Source organism: Nocardia lijiangensis NBRC 108240 (assembly GCF_001613045.1).
GTDB classification, from domain to species: Bacteria; Actinomycetota; Actinomycetes; order Mycobacteriales; family Mycobacteriaceae; genus Nocardia; species Nocardia lijiangensis.
In genome coordinates this window covers 1-16,742 of the sequence record NZ_BDBP01000044.1, presented here as the reverse complement: position 1 = coordinate 16,742, position 16,742 = coordinate 1, and the positions used below count along the sequence as shown (strand labels likewise).

9 protein-coding genes, 1 tRNA gene and 1 pseudogene are annotated in these 16,742 nt (G+C 65.8%); 6 read left to right on the top strand and 5 right to left on the bottom strand.

The genetic code is table 11. The features are described from left to right. The first annotated feature begins 10 nt into the window (after positions 1-10). Positions 11-724, top strand: a complete 714-nt coding sequence (locus NL1_RS17480) for an SDR family oxidoreductase (protein ID WP_067840677.1) — start codon at positions 11-13, stop codon at positions 722-724. Here NL1_RS17480 and NL1_RS17475 read toward each other — a convergent pair. Continuing rightward, positions 692-1,630: an alpha/beta hydrolase gene (locus NL1_RS17475; protein ID WP_067840675.1), complete on the bottom strand. Its 939-nt coding sequence runs from the start codon at positions 1,628-1,630 to the stop codon at positions 692-694. The genes NL1_RS17480 and NL1_RS17475 overlap by 33 nt on opposite strands. A 27-nt stretch (positions 1,631-1,657) precedes the next feature. Between NL1_RS17475 and NL1_RS17470 the strand changes: the two genes are divergently transcribed. The 3 genes from NL1_RS17470 (at position 1,658) to NL1_RS37675 (ending at position 4,679) form a co-directional block, all read left to right on the top strand. Further along, on the top strand, positions 1,658-2,344 hold the full coding sequence (locus NL1_RS17470; protein ID WP_218024445.1) for a TetR/AcrR family transcriptional regulator C-terminal domain-containing protein: 687 nt from the start codon (positions 1,658-1,660) through the stop codon (positions 2,342-2,344). Between the two features lie 644 nt (positions 2,345-2,988). Next, positions 2,989-4,146 (top strand): helix-turn-helix domain-containing protein, encoded by a 1,158-nt coding sequence (locus tag NL1_RS17465; protein ID WP_067840672.1) that lies wholly within the window; start codon positions 2,989-2,991, stop codon positions 4,144-4,146. Next, the gene (locus tag NL1_RS37675; protein ID WP_156094916.1) at positions 4,143-4,679 is read left to right on the top strand and encodes a GNAT family N-acetyltransferase; all 537 of its coding nucleotides are present in this window, start codon (positions 4,143-4,145) and stop codon (positions 4,677-4,679) included. The genes NL1_RS17465 and NL1_RS37675 overlap by 4 nt, the downstream gene beginning before the upstream one ends. A 406-nt stretch (positions 4,680-5,085) precedes the next feature. Here NL1_RS37675 and NL1_RS36675 read toward each other — a convergent pair whose 3' ends face one another. Together NL1_RS36675 and NL1_RS17455 are read right to left on the bottom strand one after the other, a co-directional pair. After that, complete coding sequence (locus tag NL1_RS36675) at positions 5,086-5,568, bottom strand: ASCH domain-containing protein (protein WP_218024444.1); 483 nt, start codon at positions 5,566-5,568, stop codon at positions 5,086-5,088. A gap of 60 nt (positions 5,569-5,628) precedes the next feature. Further along, a complete protein-coding gene (locus NL1_RS17455; RefSeq protein WP_162272749.1) occupies positions 5,629-7,710 on the bottom strand; it encodes a GNAT family N-acetyltransferase in 2,082 nt (693 codons plus the stop codon). 194 nt (positions 7,711-7,904) lie between these two features. Between NL1_RS17455 and NL1_RS17450 the strand changes: the two are divergent. Further along, positions 7,905-8,138 (top strand): annotated as a pseudogene (locus NL1_RS17450) (transposase); the annotation flags it as partial. 375 nt (positions 8,139-8,513) lie between these two features. On the opposite strand, the gene NL1_RS17445 reads toward NL1_RS17450, so the two are convergent. Next, complete coding sequence (locus tag NL1_RS17445; RefSeq protein WP_218024443.1) at positions 8,514-9,695, bottom strand: FAD-dependent monooxygenase; 1,182 nt, start codon at positions 9,693-9,695, stop codon at positions 8,514-8,516. A 1,234-nt stretch (positions 9,696-10,929) separates the two neighbouring features. After that, a tRNA-Leu gene (locus tag NL1_RS17440) sits at positions 10,930-11,011 on the bottom strand. A 388-nt stretch (positions 11,012-11,399) separates the two neighbouring features. Between NL1_RS17440 and NL1_RS17435 the strand changes: the two genes are divergently transcribed. Further along, positions 11,400-16,742 (top strand): fatty acid synthase subunit beta domain-containing protein (locus tag NL1_RS17435; protein WP_156094914.1); only part of this gene is annotated, 5,343 nt, incomplete at its 3' end.

The following is a 16,742-nucleotide window of genomic DNA, read 5'->3' as shown; positions in this document are numbered from 1 at the left end:
TTTTGGGACCATGACTGAGACAATGATCATCGGCGGCGGTTCCGGGATGGGATTCGCCCTCGCCCGTGTCCTCGTGGCCGAGGGCGAGGATGTGACCATCGTCGGCCGATCCGCCGACCGGCTCGCCACGGCGCGCGCGGAGCTGGAGCAAGCCGGGAACGGCCGGGTGCAGACCAAGCGAGCCGACATCAGCCGGGAGGAAGACGTCGCTGAACTGTTCGCCGGGGATCAGCAGGTGGATCACGTGGCTGTCACCGCGGCCGATGCCACCGGTGTGTATGGCCCGACCGCTCGGGTCTCCACCGAGACAGCCCGTTTCATCCTGGATACCAAGCTGCTTGGCGCGTGGCTGGTCGGCAAGCATGCGGCCGGGAAAGTGACCGGATCGCTCACCTTCACTTCGGGTATCAACGCGTATCGACCGAACGGATCGAACACGATCATGGCCGCAGCCAATGGTGCGCTGGCCTCCCTGGCCTCCGGGCTGGCAATCGAAATGGCACCGGTGCGGGTGAACGCGATATCACCCGGCTGGGTGGACACTCCGATCTGGAACCAACTCGGCATGGACAAGCAAGCTGCATTCGCCGAACTGGCCCAGCGACTGCCCGCCCGCCGCATCGGCACTCCCGACGACATCGCCCAGGCGTTCCTCGCGGTGATGCGTAACCAGTTCATCACCGCGACTGTGCTACATATCGACGGCGGTCACCGTCTCACCTGATTGGTTGGTAGTTCCCGGGCTCCCTGACCCGAGCAGGTGTGTAGTCAGGAAGTCGATCTGGTCGGCGACGATCTGCTCGACCGCCGGCGGGTGATAGACGGTGAAATGGTCGGCGTCGTAGTACTTCAGGACGGCTCCCGGTGCGGTGGCGGCCACCCGTCCGGCGATGGCGGGGTCGATGAGGTTCTCGTGCTCGCAGGCGCACACCAGCAGCGGGCAGCGTACGCGTGGCGCGGCGGATGCGGCGTTGTAGAACAGCATGCCGAGGCCGGAGGCCGCCGTGATCCGATTGTCGAAGCGGTATCCGGGAGGCGTCACCGACTGCCATCCTTCGAGGGCGCCGGGCTGGGTCACGAACGCCGGTTCGCCGGGTTCTCCGACCAGTTGGACGTAGCGGCGCGGTCGTCGTAGTGCGGCGCGTGTCAGGTCGGCGGCGATCGGGGCCGTGAATCGCAGTAGATGCCGTACCCCGGCTCGGAACACGACGGCACGTCCACTGAAAACCGGGCATTGGACGACCACGGCACGCAGATCGTGGTGGCGGGCGGCTGCGGCCAGGACGTGACTGGCGCCGAAGGATGTGCCCCACAGTGCGATCCGGTGCGGATCCAGTTCGGGCCTCGAACGGGCGAAGGCCAGTGCGGCGTCGACATCTTCGGCGTAGCGGCGCTGGCTCACCAGCTGGCGCGGTTGACCGCCCGATTCGCCGAGGTACCGAAAGTCGAAGGCCACCACGGCGAATCCGGCCTGTGAGAACCACTTCTCGTACTGCGCGAGCATCATCTCGTGGGTCGCGCCGCCGCCGTGGACGAGAACGACAGCCGGGTGCGGGCCGGGACCCTCGGGCAGCGTCAGCCATGCCGTGCATTCGTCTGCTCCGGACGGGAATGTGGTGCGAATCGTCATGCGACCCTCCGTTTAGGTACGTTGTACGTGAACGAGCGCAAGTTAATCACGTACGACGTACTTAAACAAGGGAGGATCATGCCTGCGCCCAGAAAGTTCAGCCGGGAGCAACTGCAGACGGCCGCGCTGGCACTGGTGGACGAGCAGGGACTCGCAGGTCTCACCATGCGCAACCTCGCCGCCCAACTGGGGACGGGGGCGATGACGATCTACAACTACGTCGATGGTCGCGAGGGTCTCGAAGGGCTGGTCACCGAGGCCGTGATGGCCGAGACGCAGTGGACCGACCCGGGCGGCGATTGGGAGACGCGCGTTTCCGCGATCGCCGAGGCCATGTGGCGTACAGCGCGCGCGCATCCGCACGCTATCCCATTGATCCTGACCCGGCGCACCTTCGACATCCCCACTCTCGTACCCGCAGAGGCGCTGTTGCAGGCCCTCGCCGATTCCGGAAGATCGGGGCTCGATCTGCTGGTCGCCTTCCGCGCGGTGTCCGGCTTCGTGACCGGCTTCGCCCAAGCCGAATTCACCAACCCCCTCTCGGCACCCGCCGGCGGGGACCGCGCCGCTGCCACCGATCGCGTCGCGCAACTACCTGCCGACCGATTCCCCCGACTGATCGAGATCGCCCACGCGGCCGCCACCGGAGATCCGGAAATCGAATTCCGCGACGGACTGAAAATCGTCCTGGCAGGACTCCGGGCCGAGCTCTGATCGGAGTGCCGTAAGCGATCGGTTCTCGGGCACCCGCATCGGAGATGCAGCCGCGGAACTTCGGCGCGCAACACGAGGGGCGGCGCGTCTTCGACGACAGTCGAGCGATGCTCAGGGATCATGCGGCCCTGCTGCAGTGTTTGTGTGTCACGCTACGCGCAAAATTCCCTCTGACCTCGGGGCCGCATCGTGACACATTGCACCGCGGCGTGTCGCGGTAGACCGTGGTCGATGACCGGAGCTCGAACGATTGGAGACCTCGACGGGGCTGTGGCGCGGCTACCGGTCGAGGGCTGCCCTTGTCCCGGCGACAATCGGCGGCTTCGGAAGCTGACTTGACGGTGCATCTGCGAGTCTGCAGACGTTGCGCAGGTACACGCCATCCATGCATGGGCGCAATCCATCGGCGCTGTCGGTCAGTTGCGCGTTCCAGCACCTCGACCGACCACTCCCGCCCAGCTGCCCCAGCAATTAGTACACGCGGTGCACGCGGAGCCGTGATCGTCGGACTTCGTCCCGGTCAGAACGCGATCGCTAGCATTACTCGGGCTGGCCATCGCGCTCCGATGAGGTCGGTCGATGCTCCGATGAATTGGGTATGCAGAATGTTGGGATATTCCCAACATGACCGCTAGGCTGGAGGAATGGACGACGAGCTGCGGGCGGTGGGTGATCGAATTCGATCGCTCATGCCGGTCGGATTGAGCCAGCGACAGCTCGCTGAGCGAACCAGTATGAAGACTGACGCCCTGTCGCGAGCTCTGAACGGGCAGCGGGGGTTCTCATCCGTGGAACTTGCCCGGATCGCCGACGAGCTCGGCACCGATCTCTACTGGCTGGTCACCGGCGAAGCGGATCCGCATCGTGTCAGGATCGCTGCTCGGCACAGCTGGGACGCCAGTCAGCGTCTTCGGGTCAACCCGGGACGTCCGCGCGATGACGAGCTACTCAGTCAGGTGGCCGAAACGTATGCTGCGGCCTTCCCGGATGGGCCGTCTCCAAGTGAACCGCTACCCGATAGCGCTCAGGCCATGCGCGAGGTGCTCGGTCGGCATTTCGTGAGGGAGTACGGCGCGGTCGTCGAGGATCGGCTGGGTGTGGATGTCGTTCGCCTGCCGATGTTGACCACCGATTATTCACTGAGCATCGGTGCCCGGGCAGTCATCATACTCACGACTACGCCGTACTGGTTCCGGAGCAACTGGTCGTTGGCTCATGAGCTGGCGCATTTCGCGCTCGGACATCACAAGGGTGACTCCGAGCCGGGGGAGGGAGACGAGGCGCCTGCAGACCGGTTCGCGGCGGAGTTGCTCCTGCCGGAGGACCTGATTGTCCAGCAGGATTGGCGGCGGATGAGCGAGCCCGGCGTGGCGGAATTCTTGTGGCAAACAGGGGTATCCACGAAGGCATTGAGGAATCGACTAGCCTCGCTGGAAGTGTCGGTGTCCACCGAAGTGGTTGCTGCGCTGAAGCGGAGCACACCGGATCTGATTCGCGCCAATGCGGGTGAGGATCAGGGGGCGATCGGTGGTGTGAAGCAATTGATCGTACGTCAGCAACAGTCGGCCGCCCGCGTGTTTCCCGCGGCCTTGGTCGATGCGCTCCAGCGTCGGGTCGAGGCCGGTGCTGCCTCGCCCGTGTACCTTGCGTGGGTGCTGGATGTGCCGGTGGATGAGATCGACTTTCCCGAACCCGACGATGACAGCGAGTTCGATGACGACTACGAGCGGGTGCTTGGCGCGCGCCCGAGTGGTACTGATCTGGAGGACTGGCTGGCTACGGATAGCCAGTCCGCAGAGTGAATCCGCCCGAAATCCGCTGGGACACGATCACCGAACGCCGAGAGGTGAAAAGCCATCCTTTTCAGGCGTTTTCGTGTACCGAGCCGCATCCTGAGACGCCACAGGGGCGAAGGTTACCTCATCCGAAGCCGTGGGAATGGGCTGCGCAACGCCTCATTCGGCAGAGCTCACGCTGCTTCCAGTCGGGCAGTTTGTTGGTAGTCGGCTGGTCGCGCGCCAGCAACGAAATCCTTGCAGTCGCTCACTTGATTCCGGAAGTTTCGGCCGCGGGGTTCTCTGTTCACATCGGGGTAGTCGGTGTCAGTACGGCTGTGCGTGGCCAGGGTGGGACGGTAGCGGACCAGACGCTGGAAGAGGTGCGCAATGTCATCCTGGAAGATGCGAGGGCAAGCAGTGTGAGCGCTGTGTTGGCGACCGCGAACATCGATACTCAGAACTTCGCGAGTCAGCGGCTCTTCGAGCGTGCTGGCTACGAGCCGCGCTCAGTCCCCAGCGGCGACCTCCAGCAATGGATTCGCCGCCTCGACAGCTGACACGGAGTTGGCGACGATGCTGCTGTCCGCCGACTCAGCGGCGTGAACCGCGCGAGCGATGGAAGGAGTGTGCGTCGTCCGCCGCCGCTCGGTCAGGAGGTCAGTGCTCGCACCATCTGGTTTGAGGGCAACGATTGGCCGCCACCGATGAGCACCCCCTGCGATTGATCGCGGGCAGTGCTGCCGTCCCTCCGGCCCGATCGAGCCACACCGCCAGCTCCTCGACCAGGTCGGGCGACAGCCCCGAAGTAGCGGGACAGCATTCGAATCAGCGCAGGATTCTGTCGCGCCGCAACCGCCTCTCGCAGCCGTGCCCGTTGGGTCCAAGCACTTAGGTTGAATTTCCTTCTGTCACAAGAGGAATCATCCCCAAGGCCTTAGTTCAAGATCAACCGGGGCGCCACTGTTACGAGACTAGTCGTTTCATCAAATGATCGGCTGCGCTATGCAGTATCTGGTGATCGCCGGAATGCAGATAGCGGTAGCTCTGTGGTGGGTGGAAGCCTGACTCTGCACGCAGCATCGCGAGTGAAGGGGGGTCAGGCAATTCCGTCGGAAACCCGAGGGTGAGTGCGGTCGCTGTTGGGCTACCGCACAGATAGGTATCGAACTCGGCTCGGGTCAATCCGAGCTTCCTTCTGTGTCGTCGCCAGATTAGTTGGGCGGTATCGGTTTCGCTATCGAGAAGCAGGGCTACACCGACCACGGCCATGACCGGAGCGCTGGCGTAGAGAATGAGCTGTGTCTGGGGGGGTGCGGCGACACGTTGGCGACGTAGCTCAACTGTCTTGTCTCCATTGAGGATTGCGGAGGCGAAGCGCGGCTTGAGAGACAGCACCAGTGGCCGCATCTCTGTCCTGTCGGTGTTGTCTCCGGTCGCAGTCATCACGTTGTGATCTTAGCCCCGGTGCCCCGGATCGAGGCTGGAGCCGGAGATTTTCCCAACGTGTCAGCGGCTCGGCCTGCCGTGACGGTACAGGGCTTCGAAAAGTTCGGAGGAGATATTCGTCGGCGCGAGAGGCACACGGGGACCTGTGTGATGAGTGCGGATCGAGTCGTAGGTGGAGCGCGGAATCGGATTGCGGAATAGCTCCATGTCCGACAGCAGCAATGCTTCGGCCAAGTCACCGCCGCCAGCGCGGCGGATATCGTGAAGACCGAATACGCCGAAGTGGCTGTATTCGCGATGCAGGTCCTCTGGTGTTCCTCGTTGTATGTCATCGAGCAGCGAGGTGCCGATGATCAGCCCTTCTCGGACGTTTTTGTCTTGGCTCAGATACCAGAGGATTCGACCTGGCGCGCGAAGGCAACTGCGTCTGCCGCTGCGGTAATAGACGTGTTGTCGTCCCAGGGCGAGTTGGGAGTCGCGTGGAGTGAGTGTTTCCGGCACTCCGAATAGATCTGCGCTCCATCGGGGAGTGATTGAGACCATGAAGTGCGGCAAGTCGCTGTCGGTGATTTTGGCCGGCCACCACAGTCGCTCGTACTGAGCCGCTGTGGTGGCTGTTTCGTGTGGACGTACGAGGGTGGTTGTTTGCAATCGATGTAGCGCGAGACTGTTGTTGACTACATGGGTGACTTCGCGTGCAGTGCCGATAGTGTCGATGACCAGTGCGTACATCACGGTACCGCTCTTCCGATAGGACTCGGTTTCCGCGATGCGCCGCGTGGTCGGCGACATGTACTCGTCTGTGAGTCGAACTACGGATGCCCCGGAGGTCAATGCCTGCTGGCGCAGCATCCACAGCAGTTGTCGGGTCAACGTCTCAGCGGTTGGGTGGTCGGCAACTCGAAACAATGGAACGTCGAGTGCCTGGTCTTGGGCTATGGTTCCGTACGCAGCGACGACGGTCGCGTCCGGTGCCCGGACAATCCGGTAGGTTGCTATCTTCTGTGCGACCGCACGAAGCAGAGTGTTGAAGTTCGCCTTGGTTTCCCCGTTGTCCGAGTCGCGTAGAGGTTGCAGTAACTGTCGGGCGTCCGAGCCGGCATGCGCCGTGGTGAACTGGCTGCCGTGAAGTGAACTTGGGCTGTAGGCCAGGCGGTTTGCCAGTTCATCCAACCGGATCTCCAGATGATCAGGGTCCAAGACCCGCATGCGTGCCAACTCCGATGCGGCAGCTGAGAGTGCGATCGGAGCAATATCTTTGAGCAGGCACTCATCCCAGGTGAGTAGTGCTTGGGCGCCGCATGCCGCAGCCTCGGCCAGTTGCCACAGATCAGCGGTGTCCTGGTCTGTACGAGGAAAATCGGGTCGCCGGATCTGGACGTTCGCGAGCATCATGTCGAACAGTTCGCTGGCCCGTTTCGCGGATCGGTTGGGCCGTCTGAAGGTTTTGGCAAACTTCACCAGCTGGTCGCCGGACTCGATGCCTCGGTGTTGGATGTCACGCTCGAGCGCGGGGGATACGATCAGTTCGATGCGTGCGTCGAGGTGTTGGGCGCGCAGCATTTCCGATCGTTTTCGCCGTGGAGTGCTTGCTGGTGCCTGAAGGTCCAGGAGGATGTTGGTGTCGACCGCTATTCGTACGACAGTGGGTTCTTCGTCCGGGGGCGTGAACAGGTCGGGATGCCCGTGGTTGCGCCACCAGATAGTCATGTCGGCTTTGTCGATGCCGCGACCCTGTGCCTTAGCGCGCGGACAAAAGCCGAGTCCGTACCAGATCCGCTCGATCCCGGGGTAATCGTCGCGGCATTTGGCTTTGATCCCTTGCCGTGAGTGGTGGAGGCTGCTCACTTTCTCAACGAGCAGTCGCGCGATCTTCCAGCCGCGGAAGGCCGGATCGACACAGACATGGGTGAGAACAACTTCGTTGCGCGGCAGCCGAAACAAGGTGTACCCGATCGGCACGTCGCGGTCGAAGGCCGCCAAAAGACAGCCCTTTTCGGCGGCGTCGTGGTAGACGGCGTGAGGAAGCATTCCGAGGGTATCTTTGCAGCGGTCACCAAGACCGATCAGAACCTGGATCGTCGCCTTGTCTGTAGCCGCGACGAGTGCTACTCGGAAACTTGTAGCGTCGACCCCACCCATGCCTCCAAGTATGACCAGCGTCGGTAGAACTGATGGCGGATTCATCAAAGCGCTCTGCAGCGGCTGCTACGGCTGTTGTCTCTTCGATGGATGCTCGGACGTAGGTGAGGGCGATGGTCGCCTCCTGTGGTTCGGTCCCGGATGTGTGAGAGCCTTTGTAGCCCATGTCGTGGGTGGTAAGACTCGACGAAGTGATGGTGACGCGGGAGCGGCATACTGCCTGAGCAGGTGGTTCGGAAGTCGACAGAGGCCGATCGGCTGCTGGCCGATGGCACTGACGTGGCCGAGGTGTGCCGGTTCCTGCAAGTCTCCGAAGCCATCTACTACCGCTGGCGCAACCAGGTCGGCGACCTGAAGGCCGACGACGCGAAAAGCTCAAGGAAATCGAACGCAAAACCGCAGTGCTGAAAAGGCTTTCGGCCGAGTCTTCGGCATCCAACTCGCAGCCATTACCTTGCAAGCCGCAGCAGACGCCGAATCCGCCGTAGCGATCCGCCCACTCACCTCCGACGAGCAGGTCGCATCCGGGTTGAAGCTATCCGCGAAACCATCGGCCCAGCCAATCCGGAGCCGAAGCCACGGCGCCCCCGCGCAGATCGAACAGATCAGTTGAACGAGTTGTAATTGTCGATCAGCAGGGTGCGCACACTCATCGATCACCACCACTGGGGATCTCGCAGGGCGCCAACACAATTGGAACCACGTCGTCGACACCGCTGTGTTTCTGTTTCGCTCCATGGCGGCAGACCGGGCGAGTAGTCGAACAGTTGCTGCCCGGCTTGTGCGGGGATCAGAACACCTACTTATCGGTCGGGATCGGTTCGGGTGGGCGTCGTGGGGAGTGTCATTGCGAGTTCCCCCCGTCGGGCAGCCCGCCGCCATCGCTGTCCGGAGTCGATGGCACGCCGGATCTTTCGCACAGTGGGTACCTGTGTGAGCAGGTGAAGCTGGTATTGCCACGGCATTTGTGGCCCGTGCCGAGCTGCCATCGCATAGGCGAACTGCACGGCGCTGCGGTCCAGATACCGGTCGGCGTGTTCGAACCAGATCATGCTGGCACGGGCGGCGGCCTGTACCGGGCGCAGCGCAGCGCGCCGCTGCGCGTCGTAGTTCTCCAGCGCGTCGGCGATCTCGGCATGCTCGTACAGGTTCTGTGCGAGCACGACGGCGTCGACGATTGCCAACCGGGTGCCCGAACCGATGGTGAAGTGCGTCGTGTGCGCTGCATCGCCGAGCAGCACCACGTTGTCTTGATACCAGGTCTTGTTGGTTATCTCGGGAAAGCGGCTCCACCTTGCGAACTCGCCTCGTGTCTTGCTGATCAACGAGTGACCGTCGAGAAGGCGCGTGAAGATGTTCTCCAGAACACGCAAGTTCTCCAGGTTGTCCAGGGAATCGAATCCCAGTTCCTGCCAAGTCTGCGGTTGGCACTCGACGATGCAGGTGCTGATCTTTTCGGCAACCGACGGGTAGGCATGGAACCAGATCCAACCGGCCGAGGTGTGTTCGAAGGCGAAGGTGAATCGGGTGAAGACCTTGTCCGTACCGAGCCAGATATATCGATTCTCGCCGAGTGCGACGGACGTGCCGAAACAATGATTACCCAGCTGCCGTACCCGGCTGTTCGCGCCGTCGGAGGCGACGACGAGATCGGTGTCGTCGAAGCAGGACAGATCGTGGACCTCGCGCTCGTGCTGGACATCGACGCCCAGGTCGCTTGCTCGTCGGGTAAGTATGTCGAGCAATGCCGCGCGCCCCATGCTGAATCCGTAGCCCCCGAAATGTGCGGTCTGGTTATCGCGCACATGGATTGCCTGTTCACGCCAGAGGACCGAACCCGCGCGCACCGCCTGGGCGCTGTCGGGGTCATTCCGGTACAGAATGTCGAGCAGGTCGTCCCAGTAGACGACGCCCCAGCCATAGGTGGACCCGGCGGGATCGCGGTCGATCACCGTGATGTCATGGGCCGGATCGCGCCGCTTCATCGATATAGCGAAGTACAACCCGGCCGGCCCGCCACCGATACACACAATCTTCATCTCGTCACCAGTTCCAGCCCGGGTGGTCGAACCTGGCCTCACACGATCGGTACTCGATGAACCGAGCCCGGCACGCTGTGCGTGTCCGGGCTCAGTCACCGGGCTCTAGAAGCCAACCTAGCGACCCCAGCCGCCCCATCCGCCCCAACCACCCCAGTGGCCCCATCCGCCCCAGCCACCCCAACCGCCCCAGCCACCCCAGCCGGGACTCCATCCCCAGCCGCGACCCCATCCCCAGCCGTGACCCCAACCCCAGCCCCAACCCCAGCCGTGACCCCAACCGGGGCTGTCGACGAACTGGGTTGAAGACGTGGGCGTTGTTGCTTGCGCGGTAGACGCTTGCGCCGAGGCTGCGACGACCGGAATCGCGGCAACTGCGGCTATGCCGGCGGCGGCCGCCAACCGGGCGAACTTCGTGTGTGAATTCTTTCTTTCGATCATGATAGGACTCCGAAATGCTGTCCCGACCTGCTCGAAGTCTACGCGGTTTCGCCTAACTCTAGAAGTCGCCGCGGGGACCAATATATAATGCCCGCCACATTCCCCACCGTGGCCCAATCCGAGGGTGCCCGCGTTCTCCGTGGCGGAGGGAGTCGGTGGCGAAGGGCGCAAAGGGGTGCGACGAACGAGCGTCGACGGAGCGGACCCAAGGCCATGACCAAAAGTCTTGCGGCGGCGACGGTTTCGACGGTGGCTGCCGGTTGCGTGCGTGATGTCGTCACTGATTCACCGCTGCTGGTAGTCGCAGGTTGGCCGCAAAGAGCTCCCTGACGGTGGCTGCTCCGTCGAGAGTCGGTTGCGCGATGAGTGCTCCGTTGTCCGGAGAGGTGATCGGAGGTGGGTGTCGGTGATCCAGCCCGAGACCGCCATGACGGACTTGTCGACGATGCGGCCTGCGTCGCCGACGGGCACGTGCCGTAGACGATGGTGTCGTCGGCGACTCACGCGATGGGGGCCGCGGGCATTGGCCCGTGGATGAGCTCCTGAGGGGGGAGTGCGGCGGATCGACGGGGCCGATCACCTCTGCGAGCAAACCACTGGTGCGCCATCGATGAGGTGGATTCCGGTAGCGATGCCAGATGTTTCCGCAGGTCGGAGTGGGTAATCACAGGTCGGCCTCCATGTGCGAGCGCACTCGAACGCGCGGATACCGAAAAGTGACGTCAATGACGTGAATCTGTGCGCGAGAGGGGACTTGAACCCCTACGTCCGTGGACACCAGAACCTAAATCTGGCGCGTCTGCCAATTTCGCCACTCGCGCTTGATGGTACGACCGTCCAAACTCTACCGGGCTTGACCGCGATCGCGAAGCTTCTGTGGCGAGTGTCGTACTGGCCGGTAACCCCACCAGGGATTATAACGATTCTGCAACATCCAACATGAGGGGCACTCATGTTTCATACGTGTTAGTAACCCAACGGACCAGCGTGTTCAAACATGAGGACGAGTCATGTTTTTCGCCATTCTGGTACGGCAGTACGGAAATACTCGAGCGTACGCGCCCATGCGCGGACCAAACGTGAGGATTTCCTCATGATTTTGTGCCATCCTCGCCCGTATCAGGCCTAGAGGTCGAGGACGACCCGCGCACCCGAGGGAGCGGCGTGTCGACAACGGGCATGTCGCCAGGAGAAGGAAGTCGAAGCGTCTTGACGATCAACGAGAGCACCGAGACCGGGACCGGAGCGAGCGCGAAGGCGGTCAGGACTGCCGGACAGGCGGCCGGCGTGCGATCGCCTCTGCTCGATCGTTTGCTGAACGGGACGCCGTACGCGCTGGCCTTCGGGGGGCAGGGCGCGCAGTGGCTGGGCGAACTGGAGGAGATCGGGCGCGACAGCGCGCTGGAGCCGGAGCTGACCGCGCTGGTCAACGAGGCGGCCGCGCTGCTGGAACCCGTTGCGGCACAACTGCTCGTGGTGCGGCCGGTCGGATTCGACCCGGTCGCGTGGATGCTCGAGGACGAGCTTGTCGACGCCGAGCAGGGTGAGACCTCGGCCGCGCCCTCGGAGCAGGTGCTGCGTTCGGCGGCGGTGTCGATGCCCGGCGTGCTGCTGACCCAGCTGGCGGCGCTGCGGGCGCTGCGGTTGCAGGGCCTCGATCCGGCCGAGCGCGAGCCGGTCGCCGTGGTCGGGCATTCGCAGGGCAGGCTGGCCGCCGCCGCGGTTCAGTCGGGTGGCGCGCGGGACGCGGAGCTGCTGGCGATCGCGCAGTTGATCGGCGCGGCGGGCACCCTGGTGGCGCGTCGGCGCGGACTGATGCCGTTGGGCGAGCGGTCGCCGATGGTGGCGGTATCGAACGTCGATCCCGAGCAGTTGCGCGCGGTGGTCGCGGAGGTTGCCGAGGGTGTGAGTCCGGATGCCGCGGCCGTGGTCGCGATCCGCAATGGGCGGCGCCGGGTGGTGCTGTCGGGCACCCCGACGCAGCTGGAGCGGGTGCGGCAGCGCTGCGCGCAGATCTCAGAGGAGCAGACCCGCGCCCGCGACGCGAAGGTGCGCGGTGGCGGGGTGTTCGCTCCCGTCTTCGAGGACGTGTCCGTCGACGTCGCGTTCCACCACCCGGCCCTGGCCGACACGGTCGAGATGGTGTCCGGCTGGGCCGTGCAGTGCGGGCTGGACGAGGAGCTGGCCGGATCGCTCGCGAAGGCCATCCTCGTCGATCCGGTGGACTGGGTGCAGTCCGTGGACGACGTGGTCGCCGCGGGTGCGCAGTGGATTCTGGATCTGGGCCCCGGCGACCTGCTCAGCCGGGTCACCGGCGGTTCGTTGAAGGGCAGCGGCGTTGGCATCGTGGCCGCCGCGACCCGCCCCGGCCAGCGCAGCCTGCTGACCCCCGGCGCCGCGCCCGAGCAGGCGCGCCCGTGGTCGGACTTCGCGCCGCGCCCGGTGCGGCTGCCGAACGGCCGGATCGTGGTGGAGACCTCGTTCACCAAGCTGACCGGTCGCTCGCCGATCCTGCTCGCGGGCATGACGCCGACCACCGTGGACGCCAAGATCGTCGCGGCCGCGGCGAACGCGGGCCACTGGGCCGAGCTGGCCGGCGGCGGTCAGGTGACCGAGCAGATCTTCGCCGACCGGGTCGCCGAGCTGCAGCAGCTGCTGCACCCGGGCCGCGCGGTGCAGTTCAATTCGCTGTTTCTCGATCCGTACCTGTGGAAGCTGCAGCTGGGTGGCAAGCGCCTGGTGCAGCGGGCCCGCAGCGCGGGCGCCCCGTTCGACGGCGTGATCGTCACCGCGGGCATCCCGGAGCTCGACGAGGCCGTCGCGCTCATCCAGGAGCTGACCGAGGTCGGCATCTCGCACGTCGCGTTCAAGCCGGGCACCGTCGCGCAGATCCGCGCGGTGCTGCGGATCGCCGACGAGGTCCCCGACTACCCGGTGATCGTGCACATCGAGGGCGGCAAGGCGGGCGGGCACCACTCCTGGGAGGACCTGGACGACCTGCTGCTGGAGACCTACGCCGAACTGCGCAACCGCGCCAACGTGGTGGTCTGCGTCGGCGGCGGCATCGGAACCCCCGAGCGCGCCACCGACTACCTCACCGGCGCGTGGTCGGACGCGCACGGCTACCCGGTGATGCCGCTGGACGGCGTGCTGGTCGGCACCGCGGCGATGGCGACGCTGGAGGCCACCACCGCGCCCGAGGTGAAGCAGCTGCTCGTCGACACCCCCGGCACCCCCGACTGGGTCGGCGCGGGCACCGCGTCCGGCGGAATGGCCTCGGGCCGTAGCCAATTGGGCGCCGACATCCACGAGATCGACAACGCCGCCTCGCGCACGGGCCGTCTGCTCGACGAGGTCGCCGGCGACGCCGACGCGGTCGCCGCCCGTCGCGACGAGATCATCGCGGCGCTGAACGGCACCGCCAAGCCGTACTTCGGCGATCTCGGCACCATGACCTACCTCGACTGGCTGGAGCGCTACGTCGAGCTGGCCGTCGGCCTGGACCGCCGCAAGGACTTCGACTGCGGCAGCGACCTCGGGGACGCCATCCTCGACGCCACCCGTTCGGTGTGGCTGGACATCACCTGGCGGGACCGCTTCGCGGAAATGGTGCGCCGCACCGAGTCCCGGCTGCATCCGGCCGACCGCGGCGAGATCCCGACGCTGTTCGCCGACGACACGGCGTTCGAGCGCCCGGTCGACGCGCTGTGCACACTGAAGCAGCAGTACCCGGCCGCCGCGCAGACCCTCCTGCACCCGGCCGACGTGCCGTTCTTCATCGCGCTGTGCAAGATCCCCGGCAAGCCGGTCAACTTCGTTCCGGTCGTGGACGCCGACGTGCGGCGCTGGTGGCGCTCGGATTCCCTGTGGCAGGCGCACGATCCGCGCTACTCGGCCGATCAGGTGTGCATCATCCCGGGCACCGTGGCCGTCGCGGGCATCACCCGGGTGGACGAGCCGGTCGGTGAGCTGCTGGACCGCTTCGAACAGGACACCGCCTACTCGCTGGTGCGCGCGGGCGTGGTGCCCACCCCGGTCGACGCGCGCCGCGCCGCCGGCGTGACCAGCGGCCCGATCGACGCGGTGCTGGCCGCCCCGGACGTGCAGTGGTCCGGCCGCACCACCGTGAACCCGGTGCACCGGCTCGGCGACCTGTCCGAGTGGACCGTGGACGGCAAGGGCGCGGTGCACCCGCGCACCGGAGCCACTCTGGTCGAGACCACCGGTCCGGAGGACGACCACTCCTACGTCGAGCTGACCGTCCCGCTGCTGCGCAGCGACGCGGTGCGCATCCGGATCACCGTGCCCGCGTCCCTCTACAACGGTGGCGCGCCCGTGATCACCGAGGACGACGCCGAGGCCGCCATGGCGGCGCTGCTCGCGGTCGCCGCGGGCCAGTCGCTGCCGGACGTCAAGGGCGCGGTGGCGCACGTCAACCTGGCCTGGACTCCGGATCTGATCGCCGACCACGCGGGCGTCACCGGTTCGGGTCTGCCCGCCTCGCTCAGCACCCTGGGCCGCACCGTGCCCGACGTGCTGGTCGGCGCCTGCTGGCCCGCGGTTTTCGCGGTGCTCGGCGCCACCCGCACCGGCGACGCGCGCTCGGTCATCGAGGGCATGCTCGACCTGGTGCACCTCGACCACCGGATCGAGCTGCTGCGCGAACTGCCCGCCACCACGAGCATTCTCGTGGTCCGCGCGGAGTCGACGTCGGTGCTCGACACCGACATGGGCCGCGTGGTCGAGGTGGAGGTCACCGTCGGCGAGATGCGCGACCAGGGCCTGGACGTGGTGCCGCTGGCCCGGCTCAACGAGCGGTTCGCCATCCGCGGCCGCAACGGCGCGGGCGAACTGGCCGATCCGCCGCGGGCCGCGGGCACGGCCGCGCAGGCCACCGACACTCCGCGCCGCCGTCGCCGCGACGTCACCCTCGTCGCACCGCGCGCCATGCACGCTTTCGCCGCGGTGTCCGGCGACCACAACCCGATCCACACCAGCGACAACGCCGCCAAGCTCGCCGGGCTGGGCAGCCCGATCGTGCACGGCATGTGGCTGTCGGCCGCCGCGCAGCACGCGGTGTCCGCGGTGGATCCAGAAAGCTCGATTCCCGCACGCACGCTCACCGCGTGGACCACCCGATTCCTCGGCATGGTGCGTCCCGGCGCGGAGATCGACGTGCGAGTCGAGCGGATCGCTGTCGACGCGGGCAGCGAGATCGTCGAGATCTCCTGCCGCACAGGCGGTGATCTGGTGATGACCGCGACCGGCCGCACGGAGGCGCCGAAGACCGTGTACGCCTTCCCGGGGCAGGGCATCCAGCGCAAGGGGATGGGTCTGGACGCCCGGTCGCGGTCCAAAGCGGCCAAGGAGATCTGGGAGCGCGCCGACAAGCACACCCGCGAGGCGCTCGGCTTCTCGATCCTGGCCGTGGTGCGCGACAACCCGACCTACCTCAAGGCGCGCGGCGTCGAGCACCGGCACCCGGACGGCGTGCTGCACCTGACGCAGTTCACCCAGGTCGCGATGGCGACCCTCGGTGTCGCCCAGGTCGCCGAGCTGCGTGAGGCGGGCGCGTTCGTCGAGGGCGCCATGCTCGCGGGCCACTCGGTCGGCGAGTACAACGCACTCGCCGCCGTCGCCGGGGTGCTGCCGCTCGAGGCGGTGTTGGAGGTGGTGTTCCAGCGCGGTTCGGCGATGCACGAGCTGGTGCCGCGGGATGCCCAGGGCCGCAGCGATTACCGGATGGCCGCCATCCGGCCCTCGCAGATCGGTCTGGCCGACGAGGACGTGATCGGGTTCGTTCGCGAAATCTCCGAGCAGACCGGCGAGTTCCTCGAGGTCGTCAACCTGAACCTGCGCGGCTCGCAGTACGCGATCGCGGGCACAGTGGCGGGCCTGGACGCGCTGGAGGTCGAAATCGACCGCCGCCGCGCGGAATTCGGCGGCAAGAGGGCGTTCATCCTGGTGCCGGGCATCGACGTGCCGTTCCACTCGACCGTGCTGCGCAAGGGCGTGCCCGAGTTCCGGCAGAAGCTCGAGCAGCTGCTGCCTCAGGATCTGCAGCCGGAGGTGCTGGTCGGCCGCTACATCCCGAACCTGGTGCCGAGGCCGTTCTCGCTGGAGCGCGCGTTCGTCCAGGAGATCGCGGACCTGGTGCCGTCGGAGCCGCTGGCCGCGGTGCTCGCCGATTTCGACAGCTGGGCGGCCCGGCCCGCCGACCTGTGCCGGGTGGTGCTGATCGAGCTGCTCGCGTGGCAGTTCGCCAGCCCGGTGCGCTGGATCGAGACACAGGACCTGCTGTTCACCGATGCCTCGAACGGCGGCCTCGGAGTCGAGCGGTTCGTCGAGATCGGTCTGGGCGCGACGCCGACCGTGGCGAACCTGGCGAGCCAGACCCTGAAGCTGCCGAGCTTCGGCACGGCCGTCGTCGAGGTGCTCAACATCGAGCGCGAGGCCGCGGTCGTCTACTCGACCGACACCGATCCGGCGCCGGTGGACGAACCCGACGAGACCCCGGCCGAGACCGCCGCTCCGGCCGCCGCCGCGCCCGCC